This window comes from Novosphingobium sp. Chol11 (assembly GCF_900218065.1).
Taxonomy (GTDB): Bacteria; Pseudomonadota; Alphaproteobacteria; order Sphingomonadales; family Sphingomonadaceae; genus Sphingobium; species Sphingobium agri.
Genome location: NZ_OBMU01000002.1, coordinates 227,312 through 247,767, shown reverse-complemented (window position 1 = coordinate 247,767; position 20,456 = coordinate 227,312). Strand labels below are relative to the sequence as shown.

The window sequence follows — 20,456 nt, the reverse complement described above, 5'->3', positions numbered from 1 at the left end:
TTAGGTAGCGCTACCATGAGGTATTGCGCAAGAGGCTTGCTCAACCGTCTCTGGCCGAATAGTCGGTAAGACCAAGGGGAACAGACCATGGCCGCTAGAAAAAATTTGCGCAGGAGAACCGAAGGGCCGACCGTTGCCGATGTGGCGCGGGTTGCTGGAGTGTCCCCGATGACGGTTTCCCGGGTCATCAACCGCGATCAGCGCGTGAGGGAGACGACCCGCAAGAAGGTCGAAGAAACGATATCAGCCATCGGCTATGTGCCAAACGCAGCAGCCCGCTCCCTTGCTGGTGGGAAGCAATGCCGCATCGTCCTACTCTACCGCAATCCCAGCGCGGCCTATTTAAGCGAATTTCTCCTCGGCAGCCTCCATTCAGCACGGGAGAATGAAGCCGAACTGATCGTCGATGAGCATGATCCAGAGGAACCGCCCGCGAGCCTTGCTGCCCGGCTGGCTGCTCAGCGCATCGACGCGGTCCTGTTGCCGCCACCACTTTGCAATGACGGCGAATTGCTGGGCGCCCTCCAGAAAAGCGGCCTCGCCGTGGCTCAAGTGGCCTCAGGACAGCCGGCGCCTTCCTCTCACGCCGTCCTGATAGATGATGAGGAAGCTGCTTTCGCTATGACACAGCATATTCTTGCCCGCGGTCACCGCCGGATAGGATTTGCTGCAGGCGACCCCAACCAGACCGCCAGCCACCTGCGACGGAAAGGCTATGAACGCGCTTTGCTTCTGGCGGGTATCGCGCCGGAAGAGGAACTGATCGCACAGGGCAATTTTACCTATCGCGGCGGTCTGATAGCCGCGTTATCCCTGCTCGACCAGCCATCACCGCCCAGCGCGATTTTCGCTGCGAATGACGATATGGCGGCTGGTATCATCAGCGCCGCGCATCAACGCGGATTGGACGTACCGCGTGACCTCACGGTTTGCGGATTTGACGATACAGCAATCGCCACGACCATTTGGCCCGAGCTAACCACGGTGCGGCAACCGATTTCGGCGATGGCGAGCCTCGCCATCGACCTGCTTGCTCGCGCTGTCCGGTCCAAACGACCTCTCGCAAGCGCTCAGCCAGAGCATGTCAGACTGGATTTCGAGCTTGTCATACGAGGATCTGACGCAGCGCTATAGGGAGAGACTTGACGGCACCGCCAAGTTCGCCATGGTAGCGCTCACAATCAGGAGGGGTTCAGCTATGCATGGGGCTGCGCATGGGCGCGTCAATCTGGCGCTGATCAGCCGAATAGTCGCCGTAGCGACGATCGGCGGATTCATGTTTGGATATGATTCGGGGGCCATCAACGGCACGCAGGAAGGGCTTCGGCACACATTTGGCCTCAACGAGGCCCAACTCGGGCTGACCGTCAGCGCCCTGCTTCCAGGGTGCGCTTTGGGCGCTTTCCTCGCCGGCCGTTTCGCCGATATTTGGGGGCGCCGCTCCGTCATGATTGTGGCAGCGATCCTTTTCATCATCAGCGCGGCTGCGTCCGGGGGCGCATTCAGCGCAACGGTCCTGGGAATTGCCCGGTTTTTCGCCGGAATGGCGGTCGGCGCGGCGAGTGTCCTTTCACCCGCCTATATCAGTGAGGTGACTCCCGCACATATTCGTGGAAGGCTGTCGAGCATCCAGCAAGTGATGATCATATCGGGGCTGACGGGCGCATTTCTCGCTAACTACTATCTCGCAGACATAGCTGGGTCGTCACTTGGCACCGCATGGGCCGGACAGCCAGCATGGCGATGGATGTTCTGGGTTCAGGCGCTCCCCGCCCTTTTGTTCCTGGTCGCCTTGTTCGGCATTCCGGAAAGTCCGCGGTTCCTGATTGCCAAGGGACGGCTGCAACAAGCAAGGCTGGTGCTTGATCGCCTTATCGGCCCCCAAGCGGCGGCTGCCAAGATGGATGAGATCGGCGCGTCGCTTTCCCATGACCACCAACCGAGTCTTGCAGATATTCGTAAGCCCGGCGGCGGTTGGCGGAAGATTGTCTGGGTTGGCATTGGCCTTGCCGTGTTTCAGCAGCTCGTCGGCATCAACGTCGTCTTCTACTATGGCGCGGTGTTGTGGCAGGCGGTGGGCTTTACAGAGAGCGACGCGCTGAAGATCAACACCCTTTCGGGCGCCGTATCGATCTTGGCCTGCCTGATCTCGATCCTGCTCATCGACCGGATCGGGCGTCGCCCGCTGCTTCTGATCGGCTCTGCGGGCATGACGGTGACGCTTGGAACATTGGCATGGTGCTTCAGTAATGCGACGATTATCGACGGGGTGCTCCGGCTGCCTGAGGGGCTCGGCCTTGTCGCCCTCCTCGCCGCCAACATCTATGTCATATTCTTCAACCTCAGCTGGGGCCCCGTAATGTGGGTCATGCTCGGGGAAATGTTCCCGAACCAGATGCGAGGTTCTGCGCTTGCGGTGGCAGGCGCGGCACAGTGGCTCGCAAACTTCCTCGTAAGTTCAAGCTTCCCCTGGCTGGCGAAGAATATCGGCTTGCCCGTCACCTATGGCGCGTACACTGCCTTTGCCCTGCTGTCGCTGCTGTTCGTTCTGATGACGGTTCGGGAAACAAAGGGACTGGAACTCGAAGCTATGCAGGGTTAGCGGCTTTCCGAGGCCTGCGGGTGGCGCCCCTGTTGATGACGGGCGCCACCACCACAGCCTATCACACGATCTGCTGACAAATATGCTCGATTGTAGATTTACACTTCGGTCGTGGGCCTGGCGCGACGACCGTTGGCAATACGACCTGGGCCGCCGTGCAGCTCGACCCAGGGCGCAGCACCTACGCAGCGAGAGGGTCTCATCCTGCGAGGTACATATCATGCAGACAGTGGGCCGACTAATCGACCGATCCCAAGCATACAGGATTCAGCAGTTAAGTAAACGCAATAGGATCATTATCTGCCGGCTCTGATCTGTATGACCGACCGGCTGCTCAGTTGAGCGTTGCCAGGGACCGCGCAGCGCGCCGTCCGGAGAAGATACAATCGGCAACGGACAAGCCGCTCACATAGATGTTGGAGCATATGCCGACTGCATTCCTGCCGGCCGCGTAAAGTCCGCGAATGGGCTCACCCGCTTGGTCCAAGACCGCACCACTTTCCTCCTGCACTCGCAGGCCTCCGAGCGTCAGGACAGGCAGAAATCCCAATTTCGCGTCGATAGACATGTTGATGGCGTGAAAAGGCGCTTTCACGATCGGGGCGATGTCCTCCGATGCCTTGCCGAATGGATCGCGGGCGCCATTTTCCGCAAGCTGATTATAATCCGCCACCGCCGCCTCAAGTCCGTCCGGCGCGATCCCGCACTTTTCGGCGAGGCTTTTGACCGAGCCCGCCTTTTTCGATCCCAAAAGCATGGCGGCCAGCGCAGGGTAACGTTGAAAGGGTAATATTGACTTGCTTTTCGACTGGAGCTTCGCCCTCCGATAGCCTTCATCGTCAAGGATGATCCAGCACACGCCCTGATGATCCTCGACCATCGGCATGCCGATCGATGCGCCATAGAGCATCTCATTGACATATCGCCGGCCTTGTCGGTTGACGATCATGCCTTGCGCCCAGGCCATGGGCGGATTGATGAAACGCCAAGCACTGACATGGTTCAGGCGCGAGACAACGCCCCCCGCGCTTTGACCCAAGCGAATACCGCTGCCATCATCCCCTGGCGTACCAAGCGGCATGCCTTTCAAATATTTTGGCGCATAATGCGCGACCATCTGCCGGTTGAAAATGAAGCCGCCCGCCGCGAGGCATACGCCCCGACGTGCACGGATCATGCGCGTCGCGCCCGCCTGCCGCTCCACTTCCTGGGCCTTGCTGAACAGGCGTGAAGCCAGGCGAGCGATGATAGCAGCCCCAGGCATGGACGGCGGCAGGCGAAGCACCATCGCGGTTGCGCGGCGCATCAGTGCGTCATAACGCTTTCCTTCTGCCGTATCGCGCTCCACCTGAACCGCGACCACGCCCACCACGCGTCCATCGCCATCCATGACGAGCTGTTTGACCCTTGTCGAAGACAGGGATTTGACGCCGGCGCGCTGCGCCGATTCCCTCAACGGGTCATAAAGGCCCTTACCGTAGCCCATAGGCGCATCCAGTTTATCGACCAGCGCGCGATGGCCTCTCGCGGCAGGTTTCGCCACGGCCTTGTAGTTGGGCGCAAGGCTGTTGTCGGAATGATAGAGGGAATAGTCGGTGTGGGGATAGCTGGTCTTCTTTTTGTAGACCCGCCCTTCAAAGCGGACACCGTGCCCGGCGAGCCAGCCTGCCGTTTCCGCGCTTTCCTGGCAGAAACGCCGCAGCGTGTCGTCGCTGACAACCCCTTGGGTTTCCAAGCGAAGATAGTTGAACATGTCCTCTACGCTGTCCTCGACGCCAGCTTCGAGCTGCGCAGGGGTGCCGCCGCCTCCGTAAAAAATGCCTCCGTTGATGCGCGTCGCCCCTCCCCCGTCGGCACGGTCGATGGCGATCACGGAAAGCCCCTCCTCCCGCGCCTGGAGCGCTGCTGCAACGCCAGCGCCGCCATAGCCAACGATGACCACGTCTCCTGCGCCATCCCAAGCGAACGCGTCAGCATCCTCGATCATGAGCGGCGCTTGCACCTCGCTATACCAATGAGGGTCGCCAGGACGAGGTTCGCTGTGCGGGCTGGTCATAAATTGTCTCCTGAGTCTGCGGCACGCTATAAATGGACATCAATGTACATTTCAATTGGCGTGCGCAGTTAAATGACCTAAGCCGCACCTATCCAGAAGAACGGCAAAAGGAACGAAGGTGGCAGGAACCGGAAAGCTTGTCCTGGTGACGGGCGCGACAGGCAATATGGGCAGAGCCGTTGTTGACGAACTATTGCAGACGCCCGGCATGACGGTCCGGGTCCTCGTACGCCCGGAAGAAAAGTCTCATCCCGTCATTCGCCGCCTGCAAAAGCAGCACAATATCGATTACGCATGGGGCGACCTCACCGACCCCGTATCGGTGGATCGTGCCGTCGCGGGCGTAGACGTCGTCCTGCACATGGGCGCGCTGGTCTCGCCGCTTGCCGATGAACTTCCCCCTGCTCTCGTTGAGAAGGTAAATGTCGGCGGCACGCAGAATGTCGTGGATGCCATCCGACGCCAGCCCCACGCCGATCAGATCCGCCTTGTCTATATCGGCACGGTGGCGGAGACCGGTAGCCGCAATCCTCCCAACCATTGGGGCCGGACGGGCGACCCCATCTGCATCGGCTATAATGGACATTATGCTGGGACCAAGGCGCGGGCGGAGGCAATCGTCGCGGAATCAGGCCTCAGGCACTGGGTTTCCATCCGCCAGACCGGCATGGCCCATTACGACATGTGGAAGACGCAAGGGCCGATCATGTTCCACAATCCTCCAAACGGCGTAATGGAATGGTCGACCGTCGAGGATTCCGCAAATCTGATGGCCAAGCTGTGCGGCGACCGCATTCCAGATCATTTCTGGCGCCATTTCTACAATATAGGCGGTGGTGAAACCGGGCGGCTCGTCAATCATCAACTGATGGTCAGGATGATGGCTGCGATGGGCGTCAGCGACTTCCGCCGCATCCTCGACCCCAAATGGCTGGCAACGCGCAACTTCCACGGGCAATGGTATCTCGATTCCGACCGTTTGCAGGAACTCGTCCCCTATCGTCGCTTTTCAATCGACGATTTCTTCGCCGAGTTGTCGCGCCGCATACCCTGGGCTTTGCGTACTCTCATGCGCTTCTTCCCAGGTCTCGCCCGCAAGCAGATACTTAAGGTCGCGGAAGGTCCCGGTGGACCCCTTACCTGGCTGCGGACCAATGATGTGGAGCATATCGACGCCTATTTTGGATCACGGGAGGAGTGGGATCGCATCCCAAGCAGCTGGGACGACTTCCCCCTGGCGCAGCCTTCGCGCGAAGCGGTCGCACTCGCCCATGGCTATGATGACGCCAAACCTAAGGGTGAGTGGACTGCAGATGACCTGCGCGCCGCCGCCGGTTTCCGGGGCGGAAAATGCCATGTGGACGCGGTCGATGACGCCTTCACACCCGTGGAATGGGAATGCAGCCTCGGCCATCGTTTCTCTATGTCGCCCAACCTCTATCTGGCGGGCGGCCATTGGTGCCCCACCTGCCAGACCGATATCGAAAGCTATCCGCGGGTCGCCGCATCAAATCCTTTCTTCGCGCAGGTCTGGCCGGGGCCGTCCGCCCAAACATCGACCACCGGCGCACCGAACCCTGTGAACTGATGAATTTTATGAAGAACCTGATCTTTCTGCGCGCGGCAGCGGCCGCGCACACCCCTGAATCTGCCATCGCGGGGCCCGCGACTTCATGTTGAAGGGCATAAAGCGTTTTTCGTAAGGCAGGATCACTGACAATCAGCTGGCCGCTGTGGAACGGCGTTGCCATCGCGACGGCACCGCATCAGAAGGTGCGGATGGCACGCCGAATTCCCATTCCTGCGAAACTCGCTTTAAGAAGGGGCCGCCCCACTTCCACGGAAGTGGCCCTGATCGAGCAAGCAATCCTTGCGACCGCGCGCAGCATGTTCCTTGCGGACGGTTTTGACGGCGTGTCGATGGAAAAGATCGCGGCGGCAACCGGAATAACTCGCACGACCCTTTACAGCCGCTACGCCACCAAATCCGACCTGTTTCGATCGGTCGTAAGGGAAACTTTGGCGCGTTGGTACGCCGTCTCTCGGGTCGAAGCCACCGACTGCGTCACCGACATAGGCCAGATATTGCACCTGCGGGTTGCGGACATGGCGTCGCTTCTGGTGGATCCGCTCTTCCGCGGCCTTCACGCGCTGATCCTTCTGAACCGCCACCGCTTTCCCGACCTTGCGCCCCTGATGCATGATCTGGGCTATCTGAACGCGGTTCGGCTACTGGCGAACGACATCCGCGCCGCCGCGCAAAGAGACGGCATTCCAGTTGCGCGGCCTGAAGCGGTGGCGGAACATATACTCACCGCCGTGCATGGCTGGTTCCTGCAATATGATCTGGTCCGCGAACTCACGGCCCAGGATATCGAAGCGCATGGAAGGGAAGTCGTCGACCTGATGCTCCTCGCTCGCGACCGCTGGTAATGACCTGCGGACGCGACCAGGGCGCGCAAAGGCGAGCGGGACTTCCCCGCTCGCGCTTCTGATCAACGGCTGGCCTCCAGCCGTCCTGCGCCAACCCACCCCGCCGCGACGGGCTTCAGCTTCTTGAAGGCTGGGTTGCTGGGGTCGATCATGCCGTTCTGCGGAACATTCGCCACAGTCACCTTGAGCATATTCGCGCCCGGCCGCAGCGCATCCGTTACATCAAGGCGGAACGGCGCGGCGATAACCGGCGGCAAAGTGCGGCCGTTGATCGTCACCGTCGCCATGTCATACACTTGTCCCAGGTCTAGACTGACGCGAGTGCCTTGCTTGAACCAGGATGGATCGACCGTGATCGAACGACTGTAGCTCGCTTCGCCGGAGAAGCCCGCCAGCTGCGGCACTTTGCTCCAGTCCTGCAGCGCGACCTTGCCGAAATCATGGGCGTAGGGCTTGCGCGCTACATGACCGGACACGGACAGGGCCCAGCCTTCGGCGGGCAAGGTCGCCGATCCGATTAAAGCCGGGGCCGCCAAGGTCTGGGGCCTGGCCTTGGGATCGAGGACAAGGAGTGCGCTTTCCCCGGAAGCAAGCGACAGAGGCAGCCGCGTCATGTCCGCCGTCGCGCTTGCGGAGACGGGCCTGACGCTGCCATCCATCGCATTCCAGCGCGTAACGCCGCCCATGCCGGGCAACGACAGCGTGACATTTCGTGCGCTGTCACTGCGATTGTGAACGAAGGTGACGGTCTGCCCGTCGACCAGCCGCTGAACGAACACCAGGTCCGAAGCGTCGCCTTCAAAGCGAAGATTTCCCGTGACACCTGCGGCGCGGATCGCGGCAGGCACTTCCGCGGCAGGCACGATCTTGGCTCCCGCCTTCATCGCTGCATCTACCGCCTTCTTCACGCGAGCGTCGCGCTTCTTCGCGTCGGCCAGTCCTTCATCGCGGCGGGGTGCGTGATCGGTGAAGAAGACAGGCAGTCCCGCCTTGGCAAAGCCAGCTATCGCTTCCATCGTATCGGCGCGAATGCCGTCGATCGGCGGCAGCACGAGCACGCCATAAGCGTGCCCTCCCTTGGATATGAGCCGTCGACCCTCGACCCTCGCCTGCGCAATCGAGTCAGGATTGATCCGGTCGAAATCATATCCGGCGGCAAGGAAAGCCTTTTCGCCGGCCTGCTTGCCCGCGCCATCATCCTCGATACCGATATAATAGCCGTAGCGGCCATAGAACCAAGCAACCGGCACTACCGGCTCGCCCGCCTGCATGACGGCCTGCAACCGACCCATATAGGCAGCAAGCGGTTTCATGGCAGGCCAGACCGGGTTGGTTTCGTTCAGCGGACCGCTGAACCCCAGGGAGAAAGGACTCGGCTGGAAGGCGTGCCAGCCCGGCCAGTCTTCGGCGTGAAAGCGGTAGTTCATGCCGTGCAGGATCATGCTGTTGACGCCGCCGGCGATGATGAGGTCGGTGCGCCGCCGCATTTCCGTGGGCGTAACGCTATATGCCCGGTCGGGCCACACTAGGCTTTCCGCCGAAACGATGCGGCGTCCATAAAGGTTGGCGGCGGAGCGGGCGAGGCGCATGAACAGCGGATCACCGCTGTGAACCAGATCCTCGGTTTCTGGGATGTCGGCAAGTCCATAGCCGCGAATGGTGTCGAACGCGCCGCCATGCGCCTGGAACTTGGCCTTCAGGCCATGGGCATGGTTCCACGCCACGAAGGGCTCGATGAAGCCCGCGATGATCATGTCCGACACCGTATGGCGATAATCCGCCCTCACCCGCTCGGCGATGTCGCTGTTTGCGGCGTCGAAATAGGGCAATGAATAATGTTCGTCCCATGCCTGCATCCAGCCCGGCTGCACCACGAAGGGAAGATAAGGCGTCAGATCATATCCGCGCCGTTTCTTGAATTCTTCCAGCAGTTTTGGGCCCCACTGAATATCCTGCATCAGTTCCAGAGAATCGACAAAGGTCGAGCGCATGCCCGGCGGGTTCTTGCCCAAGGGATCGCCGACGCGTGCGGCATGGGCTGCAAAGGCCGTGGGGTCGGTGTGGTCCAGGATAAGCTGAGGCCCCCGTCCGGCCGAGCCCAAGACCCCGACGTCAGAAGCAAATTGCCGGAAGACGAAGACCTGCCACTCACCAGGCGGAAGCGACCAGTCGAGCGTGCCATCCTCCCGCAGCTTGTCGGTCAGGACAATGCGGCTGGCCGGATCTAGTGTGCCGGAGGTCAGCACATCGCTCCACGGCGAAATGGTCATCCCGTTCATGCCGCCACGCTTCTTCAGGTCAGGCGCGCTGCCTTTCATCGCAACCACGGCCACGGTGCGCGCCCGCGCGTCCATCCGCTTACCCCAGTCCGCATATTTAGGATCTTTTGTACGCGGATCGAAGAAGTTGAGAGCGCCAAGCCTCTTGGTCCGCTTGGGCTGTTCGACCTTGATTGGGCCGGACGTGCCGCCCCTGACCATCGTGCGCGCCATGGCCAATTCTGTGAACGCCTTTTCCGGCGGTATCGCTTCGCCACCGCCCGACGGCCAGGCCGAGCCCAAGGTATAGTCGAGACTGAGACCAGCGCTCTTCGCAGCATCCGCCGCTGCGCGCAGATGCGCGAAGAAGCTGGGTTCGGCATAGTCGTTGACCACTGCCCTCTCTTCAGGGGTCAATTTCACGAAATTCGGCGAAAAGGATTGCACCTCGGCACCGCCGAAGCCCATCTGCGCCATCAGCTGGACTTCGCGCCGCAACTCCACATCGGTTACAGCGTCGCCCGGCCACCACCAACGAAGGCGGGGCTTGGCCTCCATCGGTGGCGACTTGAACGCCTCTGACAAGGACTCAGCCGATGCCTGCACGTTCAGCACGGAAAATGCCATCGCGGTGGCTGCCAGAAGCTTTGCCGTTACCCTGTTGGCGAACATGATCTGATCTCTCTCTCGATTATTAACTTGGGGCCATTCAGGCGCAACACACGCGACATCACGGCAAACATCGTCGGCCGTCCGCATTCGGGTCGGTCAATGTTACAGCCTGAAGACCATCCTTCCCAGGATCAGACAGCCTCAACCAGGGCTACACCTTCTGGCGGAAGATCCAGGATGATTTCGCCACGTCCATTGAGCGTTTTCAATTCAGGCGCAGCCAACTCCGCCGATTTGCGGATGGCGTCCATCTGCTCTCGCGTGGGATATTGCGGAGATCCCATGGCGCGCCATGCAGGATAAGGGGAACCGCGCTCCTGATCGACATAACTCACCTGTACCCGCTGCCCCGCCTGCGCACCGCGCATCCTCACGAGCATCGCTTTGCGCGTACCTATAACCTTGCGCTCCCTGCTCGCGCCGGGGATGCCTGGCGCCTGCTGCACATCGGCGAGATTCCAGACCAGAGCGGCAAATTTTCCCCCGTCCATTGTCGAGGCCAGGGCGGGTCCTTTTACCGCAAGTCTGCGGTCACTCAGGCGATTGAGCAACTTATAGGTGTTGAACTCAGGTTTCGCGACGCTGCCCCGGGCCAGCATTCCCCAACCATTCTGTCCTTCCTTGAAGACCCAGTTTGCGACCATATTTTCCTCATATTCGCCGCTGATCTGCCATTGACCCATGGCATGACAGTGAGGAAGGCTTTGCGTAATGGCGTGCGCGATCATGGCCGGGCTGTCAGACGACCACTCGTTCAGCCACAATTCGGCTCCCTTGAACCGCGTCGCATCGATCTGCTTGCGGGCCAGCGCCACGCCCGCCGGCACGACGTCATATTCCCGGTAGCGATCAGCCTTGCCAAAGATCATCGCCTGGTCATCGCCAGGGTAAATGTGGGTGGATACGAAATCGACCGGCGTACCAGTCTTTTCGCAATATTCCAGAAACTGCGGGATCCATTGGATAGCAGAGGTCGCCGGGCCGCCGATCCTGATCGACGGGTCAACAGCCTTAACCGAGCGAGCGCTCGCCTTGTAAAGCTCGAAATATTGCTCCTGCGTTCCACCCCAAAACCAGGACGTCAGGTTCGGTTCATTCCAGGCTTCAAAATACCATTGCCGCACTTCCGACGCGCCATAACGCTGTACCAGATGCCGCACAAACTTCTCGACCAGTTCGGACCATTTCTCCATCGAGCGTGGAGGGCTGACATCAGCCCTGTAGAAGCCGAACTTCTTCGTTCCGCTCGCCAAAGCCTGCGGCATGAAACTCAATTCGACGAAGGGCTGCACGCCACGGTCCAGCAGGCCATCATAGACGGCGTTGACGTTCTGGAAACTGCCGTTCGCGCCCACGCCCATTTCATCATTGAAAATTCCGTGAAATCGCACCCGTTTAAGACCGGCTTCGTTCTTGAAGCGTTCGAGATCCTTGCGCCAGGGCTCTCTCATCGTGATCGCCGCACGATCCGATCCCATGACCCGTGACCAGATATGGTCCAGCTTGCCTGTTTCGCGCCGAAGATCTATTTCGACGACCTGGCTCGCTTCCTCCGCCCACGCCGGCGAAGTCAACGCGGCGGCGCCAACCGCTCCACTCAGGGCTGTGAACTGGCGGCGTGTCCAGACAGGCATCTCATCCATCGGTCTTTTATCCTGTTTTTCCGTAAGATTGGGAATTTTGAGCGTGTGAACGCCCGCTCATCGTGAACAGGCAGGCCTTCCCCCGCGGGTGATGCCATTTTCGTTCACCGCATCGATCGTGACGCAGTAGCCTTTCCCAACGTTGAGACTCGCTACGGTGATCGACGTCTTTCCATCATAAACCTGGTGATTCTGGTTCAGCAGGTCGGGGCGAACCCCAAGCCGCACGACGTAGAATTCGGCCTCCTTTGCCGGTGCCCAGTTGATCACTGCGCTGCGCCCGTCATCGCCGTCCCGGCGAAGAGACGCGCGGCGCACCTTGGCGGGCCTTACGCCTCCACCATTGCCGAAGACCCGCAGATCCGAGAGCGAAAATTTCCCCCCATCAGGCGAATGGATGTTGCGCAAACGGACAAAGCGAGCCCGCTCTGGCTTGGGGAGGACCTCATAGTCATGGGGAGCATCGACGCCGTTTTGCGAGCGATCGACTGCGGCTTTCCATGTCCGGCCATCCAGTGAGAGTTCGAGGATATAATTATAGACGTCCGCGCTGACCCCCAGCGCTTTGGCGTCCTGATCGGCGAAGTTGATCTGCACCGCCTCGATCCGCTTGGGCGCGCCGAGATCTACCTGAAACCATTCGCCTGCCCCGCCGGTCTTGGCTGACCACCAACTCCGCACATCCTCATCGACCGCGTCTTTTGCAGAAAAGCCGTCAAGTGTCGAAGAGGCGCTTACGCTTTTCAGCCGCGAGAGCAGCATCCATCCCGTAAGTTTGCGGCTCCCCCCGATGTAGCGCGGGTAATCGGCCAGATAGGTGTCTGCGATAACTTCACCCGATCGCGAGAAGCTCGTCGGAAACAGCCCCAAACGCCGCTCGAAAATATGTCGTTGGGAAATCGTCATCGTTCCCGCATGCCACCACTGACCATCCTTCCCCTGGAAGGTCGATCCATGGCCTGCGCCTGTAATGAAGCCGGTCGGCTTGAACGCGAACGGGCTATAATCCTGATAGACGAACGGCCCTAACGGCTTTTCCGACACCAGCATCCCGTTGGCATAAGTCTTGAACTCCGTGCCAGGGGCTGAATATTCAAGATAGTAGCGCCCCTTGCGCTTCGTCATCCAGGCGCCCTCGACGAAGGTCATGCCTTTAAACTTCTCGTTCCTGTCACCGGGAACTTCCCAGCCCCGTTCGTCCGGTTTGCGCGACTGGGGGATGTCCACCTTCGCGATCGGCTGAAACGTCTTGGGATCAAGCTCCTCAGCATGGAGCGGCCCCTTGGATGCGAGGCCGTGGTAAAGATAGAGCCGTCCATCATCGTCCAGAAATAGGGCGGGGTCCTGATAGCCCGGGCTGATGTCTGCCGCCACGCGCCATTTTCCGCTCATTGGATCGTCGGTCATCCAGATATGCCGGGTATCCTCGCTGGTGGCGAGATACAGCTTGTCGTTGATGACCACGACGGTCGGAGCAAATTTGTCAACGGCGTAACCGGTCGGCTGGACGAACTCCCATCGCAGAAGGTCCGTCGAGTGCCAGTAGCCGCTCGAGTGCGAAGCGAAAAGCCAGTAGCGGCCCTTGAACAAGACAATCGTGGGATCTGCAGCCTCCCGGAAGGACTCCTTGGGCCGCGGCTGAAGCGGGCGAAAGGGCGAAGGCGCCTGATAGCGGTAGGGTAGATCGACCGGGTTCGCATAAGTCGCAAATCGGTCAGCGCCAGCCGCTTGCAGCGGGTGCATGGAAAACAACATCGCGCCAGTGGCCATCAGGCAGGCGACCCGAGACAGCCCCGGTCGAGCGCTGGAACAGGGACCTAAAATCATTCTGACCACGTCATTTGCCATGTTCCTGCAGACCCCCTCAAATTTTCGACGACTTGGTTGTGATTAGAAACAATTTGTATTTTGCGCGCTTTGCGCACCGCTAAGGCTGATCCAGAAATCTAGTAGGTTGAAAGCTTTACGCGAAGCAGCGCAGGCTGTTCGTTGAAGTTGAAGCCGTAGGAGATTTGATCACCATTCCAGCGGCGGCTTGCTTGCCAGCGGCCATCGATGAACGTCCCCTCCTCCGCGCTCATGATCTGCCCGTTCACGGCCGGATCGACGGGCGTGAATTGGAAGCGGCTATATTGTCCGGCAACCAGGAACTCATTGGGGCCGAGTTGAGCGACCACACCGCCACCGACAGGCTCCTTCGCCCAAGGCGGCGGCTCCATGCCCGGCCAGGGAATGTCGAAATTGTTGCGCCCATAGATGACGGAAATCTTCCAGCTGCCCATGGAGGTCGAGTCCTCACCCGTGCTGTTCTTGGCGGTGCCCCAGGTCGGGTGCTTGCTGGCGATCGCAGCCCAGTCGCGCGCGATAGGCCGGAACAGGCGGTAAGGGGCGGCGAACGTTTCGATTGTGGCAGCGTCCAACTTGCGCGTGCCGAGCGGGTAATTGGAGTAGCTCGTCGCATCCATTCCAAATGGCGCCCAGCCGATGGCCCCCCGCCCCAGCGCGGCCCAGAAGAAACGAACGGCCCAGATTGCGTTGCTGGTCTCGGGGACAAACAGCGCATTGTCTGGCCGCGCATAGCGATCCAGCAGGCCCAGATAGGTCTTTTCAAGCGGCAAATAGAGATCAGGTCCGATGAGATCCAGCGCAGGCGCAGCCGTCTTCCAGATTGGCAGCACGTTCCAATTGGGGCCGCCGCTCGCAACCTGGGCGGCCATGGCAGTGCCCGTCGCGTCGAAGACCGCGGCGTTGGTGTAGAGGGGCAAGTTCTTCTCAGCCTTGCCAGCGACAGCCACTTCCTGCACGAACCGCGCATAGGTCCAGGCGGCGAATGCCTGGTCCGCTTCCTTGCCGAACACCTCCGCCCATGTCCCCGCCTGCTTTCCTGATGCGCGGCGGATGTCTTCGGGCACCTGCTGGGCGAAAAGCCGCTCGGCTGCTGGAGAATAATCGCGAGCAACGCCGTGGCTCCCGATCTCATTTTCAACCTGGACCATGATGACGGTGTGCTCGCGATCGACCTCGCGCAAATGCCGCATCAGCGCGACAAAGGCCTTGCGGTCGGCAGCAAGTGTCGCCTCACCAAGCGGGGAAAGCGTGGTTGTGGGGCGGCCGTCCCGCTTCTGCAGACGGGGGAAGCGCTTCGTGTCGCTTTTCACCCATTCCGGCGTGTAGGTTGAATCGCCGTTTTTCCAGCTTCCGAACCAGAGCAGCACAACGCGCATGTCATTTTTACGGGCCTGGGCGAGCAGCGTATCGACCCAGCTATAGTCGAACCTGCCCTCGGTAGGCTCAAACTGTTCCCAGGCGACGGGAATTTCGATCGTATTGGCGCTCAGCGCCTGCATCACCGGCCACACCTGAGGCAGCACCGAGGGATAATTGCTCGAATTGTGCACCTGGGCGCCCAGCATCAGATAGGGCTTGCCATCCACCAGCAACGCATGCCGCCCATCTTCCGTGCGAAGACGCGGCAGCTCACCTGCATGGGCCGACGCAGCGGCAGCGACGCTGCAAAGCATTAGCGTCATGAAGCGAATAGAGTGGCGCACATGATCTCCTATCAATCGTCGACCGTTATACGTCCCCTGCCTAATAAGTAAACCACATCGTTGCATTTTGCGCAGATCGGCCGCGGCCTGCGTTCGCGCGATCTCTACCCCCTCGTCGTCGTTCATCCCGCCGGTGCAGGTCACTTCGACCTTCACCCTACCCGAACGCCGCTTGCGGTTGATGTTTTACTTGTATGAGTATATCTGCCTTCATGAGTTTGGTAATGCTCGGCTTCGCCAATCAGACGAACGAGCCACACAGCGAGCCCCATGATTTCCTTTGCCCAAGTTTCATCCTGCGGTGTCGCGCTCGGCTCGGAGAGATCGAAGAGACTCTGCACCCCCGTTGGTCGCAGGGGCAAAATGGCCCGCATAGTTCTGAAAATTTCGATGATCGGGAGTTTTTCTTCGTGATTGATGGCAGCATTTTAATTGGCAGAGAGGCACGTCAGCGGGCGCCCAAATTCACAGGGTTTGACGCGACGAATGGCGATGCCGGCCCACAATATTTCTCCACTGCGGGGAATGAAGATGTAGCAGACGCGTGCTTGCTAGCCGCAAGCGCGGCGGAAAGCTTTGCCACGCTCAGTCCAGAGGCTCGCGCCAGTTTTCTGGAAGCTGTCGCGTATGAGATTGAAGCCATTGGCGACGATCTGATCGCCAATGTCATGGTCGAAAGCGGATTGCCACGGCCCCGGCTTGAAGGCGAACGGGCGCGCACGATAAACCAGTTGCGCCTTTTCGCGTCGGAAGTCCGCGCCGGTCTCTGGCTCGACATCACGATCGATCCTGCAATGCCTGACCGCACGCCTCCGCGGCCTGATCTGCGCCGCATGAATGTACCACTCGGCCCCGTGGCTGTTTTCGGCGCATCGAATTTCCCTCTCGCTTTTTCTGTTGCGGGGGGCGACACGGCTTCCGCCTTCGCAGCCGGGTGCCCCGTCGTCGTGAAGGGCCACCCGGCCCACCCCGCCACGGGCGAGCTGGTGGCGCGCGCCATCGGCCGTGCGGTCGCCGCCTGCGATCTGCATCCGGGCATTTTCTCCTACCTCCCAGGCGCGAGCAATGAGCTGGGTGGCGCGCTGGTGGCCGATCCGCGCATCAAGGCAGTCGGCTTCACTGGATCGCGCGCGGGGGGACTGGCTCTTGCAGCCATCGCTGCAACGCGGGAAGAACCCATTCCGGTTTATGCGGAAATGAGCGCAATCAACCCTGTCATCCTCATGCCCCATGCGCTGAACGCGCGGGCGGAAGACCTGGCAAGGGACTTTGTAACGTCGTTGACGCTCGGGGCTGGGCAGTTCTGCACCAACCCCGGTATCGTAATCGCCATGGACGGTCCGGACCTCGACCGCTTCCTCGCCGCTGCGACAGGCGCTGTGACAGCGGCTTCGCCTCAAGTGATGCTGACGGCCGGCATCCACCTCGCCTTTACCAAGGGTGTCGCCGCATTGCGCGCCAATCCCAATGCAGATTTGCTCGCTGTCGGTCCCGCACACTCCACCTGCGGCAGCGCAGCGCTGTTTGCCGCCAGTGCGGAAGCTTTCGCCAGCGACGCCTCCCTGCGGGAGGAGGTGTTCGGTGCATCATCAGTGGTGGTCCGCTGCAAGGATATAGACGCGATGGCGCGAGCAATCGGAGGGCTGGAGGGGCAGCTGACGGCCACCATCCACCTCGACCCCGAAGATGAGCCAACCGCCTCCCGGATACTGCCCTTGCTCCAGGAAAAAGCCGGACGGATCCTTGCCAATGGATGGCCAACCGGCGTGGAAGTGACTTGGGCGATGGTTCATGGCGGGCCCTTTCCGGCAACCACAGACGGACGCTCCACCTCCGTCGGCACCCTGGCCATGGCGCGCTTCCTGCGGCCGGTCTGCTATCAGGACATTCCCGACGATCTGCTGCCTGTACCGGTGAAGCATGACAACCCATGGAAACTTCCTCGCCGGATCAATGGCGAAAGAGAGTCCGCATGATCCGTTCACTCATACAATATGCCGATGACGCCGGACGCGGCGTCGCCGCTCTGGACGCACAGGGCGACGCTCACCAGCTGGTGGGGGTCTCATCCATTCGCGACCTCGCTCTCGACGCCATCGAAGGGCGAAAGACGCTGCTGGAGCGGGCCAATGCCTTGCGTGGAAGCCGAATTTCGCTGCAAGGCGTCAGACTTCTGGCCCCGATCGACCACCCGGATCCAGCGCATCTGCTGATCAGCGGGACTGGTCTCACCCATCTGGGTTCCGCCGAAGGCCGCGACAAAATGCACAAAGCGGCTGCCGCAGGGCATGCCACCGACAGCATGCGCATGTTCCTGATGGGCGAAGAGGGCGGCAAGCCCGGTGACGGCCAGGAAGGAGTGCAGCCGGAATGGTTCTACAAGGGCGACGGATCGATCCTCGTATCGCCGGACGCTCCGCTCGCCATGCCGCACTTCGCCGGTGATGGAGGCGAAGAGCCTGAGATTGCAGGCATCTATTTGAACGGCCCGGACGGCACTCCCTTTCGTCTCGGCTTTTCCCTCGGCAATGAATTTTCAGATCATGTGACCGAAAGGGTCAATTATCTATGGCTCGCGCATAGCAAGCTACGGCAGGCGGCCTTGGGACCGGAATTGCTGCTGGGCGACTTGCCTACCGATGTTCGTGGCGTCAGCCGCATCTTGCGAGACGGCGAAACCCTGTGGGAACGGCCATTCCTGTCCGGTGAAGCCAACATGTCGCACAGCATCCACAATCTTGAACATCACCATTTCAAATATGCGCAGTTCCGGCGGCCCGGCGACGTGCATGTGCATTTCTTCGGTACAGCCACCCTCTCCTTCACCGACAAGGTGCAGACGAAGGTCGGAGACTTGTTCGAAGTGGCTGCCGACTGTTTCAGCTTGCCGGTCCGCAATCCTTTGGTCCGGGCAGCGGACCAAGGGATTGCAAGGGTGAAGCCGCTGTAGGCGATCCGATGGCGCTGAACCGAGCGAACGAAAACCGGCGAGCGCCGCCAGCAGGTCAGGACCATGCGGAAGCCGCCTACCAGCATGGCGCGCTTCTTTCCGGTTGCGTTGCACAGCGCCTAGGTCGTCGCAGCCGAAGTCGATCTGCGCGGTGCGCCCGAAATCCTGACGGCGACAGAAAGCCGCCATTCTCGGCAGCGCCGAGGTATGGGACCAAGCACCTTTACTGTCTCTGCCCCATCGTTGTTGGCTTCTTTAAAGTCGGCAGAAACGTAGATCGCCGGTAATTATCATCCAAGAGGTTCGAGCAATGATAGACCGCCGTAATTTTCTGAACGCGGGAATATTGACGGCGGCCGGGGCGCTGATCGTCCCGGCGCGCGCTGCGGAAACTCCGGCGACCCTGTCGCTCTCACTCAATGGATCGGCGCAAGGACCGCTGGTGCCCCGCGACTTCGTCGGCCTGTCCTACGAGACGCAGCAGCTTGAAACGCCCGATTTCTTCAACGCGCGCAACCGCCCGCTGGTCCGCGCTTTCCGTGACCTGACGCCGGCTGGCATCCTGCGCATCGGTGGCAACACCAGCGAATTTTCCTGGTGGAAGGAGCGCCCCGGCGACACGCAGCCGCCGCGCATCGAACGGCCGATCAAGCCGGGCCAGCCGCGCCCTGACCTGAGCTACGCCGTCACCCCAGCAGCCATCGATGCGCTCAAGGGCTTCCTGGATGCGACCGGATGGCGGTGCATTTATGGCCTTAACCTTGGCAATGGCGTGCCGCATGACATGGCGCGCGAGGCAGCCTATGTCCAACGGCGGCTTGGCAAGCGGCTGGTCGCGTTCGTCATTGGCAACGAAGTTGACGTGTTCAGCTCGCACCTGCGCGATCCCAAGACCTGGGGTCCCGACACCTATCTCGCCGAATGGCTCGCCGCTGCCCATGCGATCACGGCGGTCAGCCCGGATGCCCGCTTCATCCTGCCCGACGTCGCTTACAAGCTCGATTGGTTGCCTGCCATCGCCGACCGCTGGGCCTCGATCAAGAATCCGCCGCGGATCGAGGCATTGTCGCATCATTTCTACAAGGGCGGTCCCAATGATCCGCGGATCAAGCCCGACCGCCTCCTCCTGCGCTCGACTCGGGAGGCTCAGGAAGGCAAGCTGACCAGCGACGCCGCGCGCAAGATGGGCGTTGCCTACCGCATGACGGAAGGCAACACCGCCTACCACGGTGGCAAGCCGGGCGTGTCGGATAGCTATGTCGCCGCGCTCTGGGCCGCTGATTATATGCTCCAGCTCATGTCGCTGGGCTATTCCAGCGTGAACCTGCACGGCGGCGCTGGCCCTGCAGTTGCCAACTCGGTCGGCGGCCTTGCGGGCGAAAAGATGCTGCCCGACGCGCAGCCCCGCCCGCGCCCCTTCTACACGCCGATCGGCAATATGGACGGGCAAGTGCAGCCGCAGCCGGTCTATTGGGGCATGAAGTTTGCCGGGCTGTTCAGCGGCGCACGCATGCGGACCGTCCAGTTGGACGCGCAGGGCCTCAACGTCGTCGCTTATGCAGCCGACACGGCTCAGGGCACGCTGCTCGCTATCCTTAACAAGGAAGTCAGCACCGACGTCCGCCTGCCGCTGCCCCGCCACCAGAGCGTCGCCACGTTGAGCGGCCCGTCCCTCGACAGCCGTGAGGCCCGCCTGGACCTCACCTCCCGCAGCGTCCCTGCTGCTACCGTCGACATCGCGCGGTCATCGGCCACCATTTTCAGATTGAGCAAAGTCGTTGCGGCTGATTGATTGCCGCTTCGGATCCTGCCGGGGTTGGCGTCGCCAAACGCGGCAGGCCTGACGGCCACGCAGACCAGGTATTTCTAGGTGCTCGAAAGAGCTCGATGATAGAAGTAGCCTGGATGGGTTCCTGAACAGGGGTGGCAAGAACGTCTACCGTAAACGGCGTTCTGCGGAAGGTTGACGGCACTTCCGACACCCACGGTCAGTGCCCGATTCGGACAGGAGCGGTCATTCGCTGCGGCTGGGCCTAACGGCGGGTCTGTCCCAGACCCAGTCATAATTCGAGCGTCTACTTTCAGGCGCGGTGAAATTGCTGTCGAACAGCAAAAAGTGGCGCAGAGCCGTCAGCCTGCTTCACCTCACATCCCGATGCCAAGCCCGCGCCGGCTCCCCAGGTCGATGCCATGGTTGAACGCCAGTTCTGCCCCTAACCTGCGGCCGCTGTCGATGAAGATGCCGAGTTCTCGTTTGCGGTTGGCCAATATCGACTGCACCTGCGCATCCC

The 20,456-nt window shown here is 60.8% G+C and carries 12 protein-coding genes; 7 read left to right on the top strand and 5 right to left on the bottom strand.

The genetic code is table 11. The features are described from left to right. Positions 1 to 87 precede the first annotated feature (87 nt). Together NCHOL11_RS13775 and NCHOL11_RS13770 are read left to right on the top strand one after the other, a co-directional pair. Complete coding sequence (locus NCHOL11_RS13775) at positions 88 to 1,134, top strand: LacI family DNA-binding transcriptional regulator (RefSeq protein ID WP_097093130.1); 1,047 nt, start codon at positions 88 to 90, stop codon at positions 1,132 to 1,134. A gap of 64 nt (positions 1,135 to 1,198) precedes the next feature. Then, on the top strand, positions 1,199 to 2,602 hold the full coding sequence (locus NCHOL11_RS13770; protein ID WP_217991086.1) for a sugar porter family MFS transporter: 1,404 nt from the start codon (positions 1,199 to 1,201) through the stop codon (positions 2,600 to 2,602). A 334-nt stretch (positions 2,603 to 2,936) separates the two neighbouring features. Here the strand turns inward: NCHOL11_RS13770 and NCHOL11_RS13765 are convergent, their stop codons facing one another. Continuing rightward, complete coding sequence (locus tag NCHOL11_RS13765; RefSeq protein WP_097093128.1) at positions 2,937 to 4,658, bottom strand: FAD-binding protein; 1,722 nt, start codon at positions 4,656 to 4,658, stop codon at positions 2,937 to 2,939. 118 nt (positions 4,659 to 4,776) lie between these two features. Here NCHOL11_RS13765 and NCHOL11_RS13760 point away from each other — a divergent pair, with 118 nt between their 5' ends. Beyond that, positions 4,777 to 6,246 carry an NAD-dependent epimerase/dehydratase family protein gene (locus NCHOL11_RS13760; protein WP_255254843.1) on the top strand — a complete coding sequence of 490 codons (1,470 nt, stop codon included), beginning with the start codon at positions 4,777 to 4,779 and terminating at the stop codon, positions 6,244 to 6,246. Positions 6,247 to 6,503: 257 nt separating this feature from the next. Next, on the top strand, positions 6,504 to 7,091 hold the full coding sequence (locus NCHOL11_RS13755) for a TetR/AcrR family transcriptional regulator (RefSeq protein WP_217991085.1): 588 nt from the start codon (positions 6,504 to 6,506) through the stop codon (positions 7,089 to 7,091). Positions 7,092 to 7,153: 62 nt separating this feature from the next. Here the strand turns inward: NCHOL11_RS13755 and NCHOL11_RS13750 are convergent, their stop codons facing one another. The 4 genes from NCHOL11_RS13750 to NCHOL11_RS13735 all read right to left on the bottom strand — a co-directional run bounded on the left by NCHOL11_RS13750 (position 7,154) and on the right by NCHOL11_RS13735 (position 15,194). Then, the gene (locus NCHOL11_RS13750; protein ID WP_176502279.1) at positions 7,154 to 10,021 is read right to left on the bottom strand and encodes a glycosyl hydrolase; all 2,868 of its coding nucleotides are present in this window, start codon (positions 10,019 to 10,021) and stop codon (positions 7,154 to 7,156) included. Positions 10,022 to 10,152: 131 nt separating this feature from the next. Beyond that, positions 10,153 to 11,664, bottom strand: a complete 1,512-nt coding sequence (locus NCHOL11_RS13745) for a GH39 family glycosyl hydrolase (protein ID WP_217991084.1) — start codon at positions 11,662 to 11,664, stop codon at positions 10,153 to 10,155. 57 nt (positions 11,665 to 11,721) lie between these two features. Beyond that, positions 11,722 to 13,434, bottom strand: a complete 1,713-nt coding sequence (locus NCHOL11_RS13740; protein WP_176502278.1) for a family 43 glycosylhydrolase — start codon at positions 13,432 to 13,434, stop codon at positions 11,722 to 11,724. Between the two features lie 176 nt (positions 13,435 to 13,610). Further along, positions 13,611 to 15,194: a DUF5597 domain-containing protein gene (locus NCHOL11_RS13735; RefSeq protein WP_097093123.1), complete on the bottom strand. Its 1,584-nt coding sequence runs from the start codon at positions 15,192 to 15,194 to the stop codon at positions 13,611 to 13,613. A 431-nt stretch (positions 15,195 to 15,625) separates the two neighbouring features. Between NCHOL11_RS13735 and NCHOL11_RS13730 the strand changes: the two genes are divergently transcribed. The 3 genes from NCHOL11_RS13730 (at position 15,626) to NCHOL11_RS13720 (ending at position 19,957) form a co-directional block, all read left to right on the top strand. Continuing rightward, positions 15,626 to 17,191 (top strand): aldehyde dehydrogenase (NADP(+)), encoded by a 1,566-nt coding sequence (locus tag NCHOL11_RS13730; protein ID WP_255254854.1) that lies wholly within the window; start codon positions 15,626 to 15,628, stop codon positions 17,189 to 17,191. Beyond that, positions 17,188 to 18,165: an AraD1 family protein gene (araD1, locus tag NCHOL11_RS13725; protein WP_097093120.1), complete on the top strand. Its 978-nt coding sequence runs from the start codon at positions 17,188 to 17,190 to the stop codon at positions 18,163 to 18,165. Before NCHOL11_RS13730 ends, araD1 begins: the two co-directional genes overlap by 4 nt. A 310-nt stretch (positions 18,166 to 18,475) precedes the next feature. Beyond that, on the top strand, positions 18,476 to 19,957 hold the full coding sequence (locus tag NCHOL11_RS13720) for a hypothetical protein (RefSeq protein ID WP_097093118.1): 1,482 nt from the start codon (positions 18,476 to 18,478) through the stop codon (positions 19,955 to 19,957). The last annotated feature ends 499 nt before the right edge of the window (positions 19,958 to 20,456 follow it).

Excerpts from the sequence above, each read along its gene's own strand:
- NCHOL11_RS13775 (WP_097093130.1), top strand. The coding sequence starts at position 88 with ATGGCCGCTAGAAAAAATTTGCGCAGGAGAACCGAAGGGCCGACCGTT.
- NCHOL11_RS13770 (WP_217991086.1), top strand. The coding sequence starts at position 1,199 with ATGCATGGGGCTGCGCATGGGCGCGTCAATCTGGCGCTGATCAGCCGA.
- NCHOL11_RS13765 (WP_097093128.1), bottom strand. The coding sequence starts at position 4,658 with ATGACCAGCCCGCACAGCGAACCTCGTCCTGGCGACCCTCATTGGTAT.
- NCHOL11_RS13750 (WP_176502279.1), bottom strand. The coding sequence starts at position 10,021 with ATGTTCGCCAACAGGGTAACGGCAAAGCTTCTGGCAGCCACCGCGATG.
- NCHOL11_RS13745 (WP_217991084.1), bottom strand. The coding sequence starts at position 11,664 with ATGGATGAGATGCCTGTCTGGACACGCCGCCAGTTCACAGCCCTGAGT.
- NCHOL11_RS13740 (WP_176502278.1), bottom strand. The coding sequence starts at position 13,434 with ATGGCCACTGGCGCGATGTTGTTTTCCATGCACCCGCTGCAAGCGGCT.
- NCHOL11_RS13735 (WP_097093123.1), bottom strand. The coding sequence starts at position 15,194 with ATGACGCTAATGCTTTGCAGCGTCGCTGCCGCTGCGTCGGCCCATGCA.
- araD1 (WP_097093120.1), top strand. The coding sequence starts at position 17,188 with ATGATCCGTTCACTCATACAATATGCCGATGACGCCGGACGCGGCGTC.
- NCHOL11_RS13720 (WP_097093118.1), top strand. The coding sequence starts at position 18,476 with ATGATAGACCGCCGTAATTTTCTGAACGCGGGAATATTGACGGCGGCC.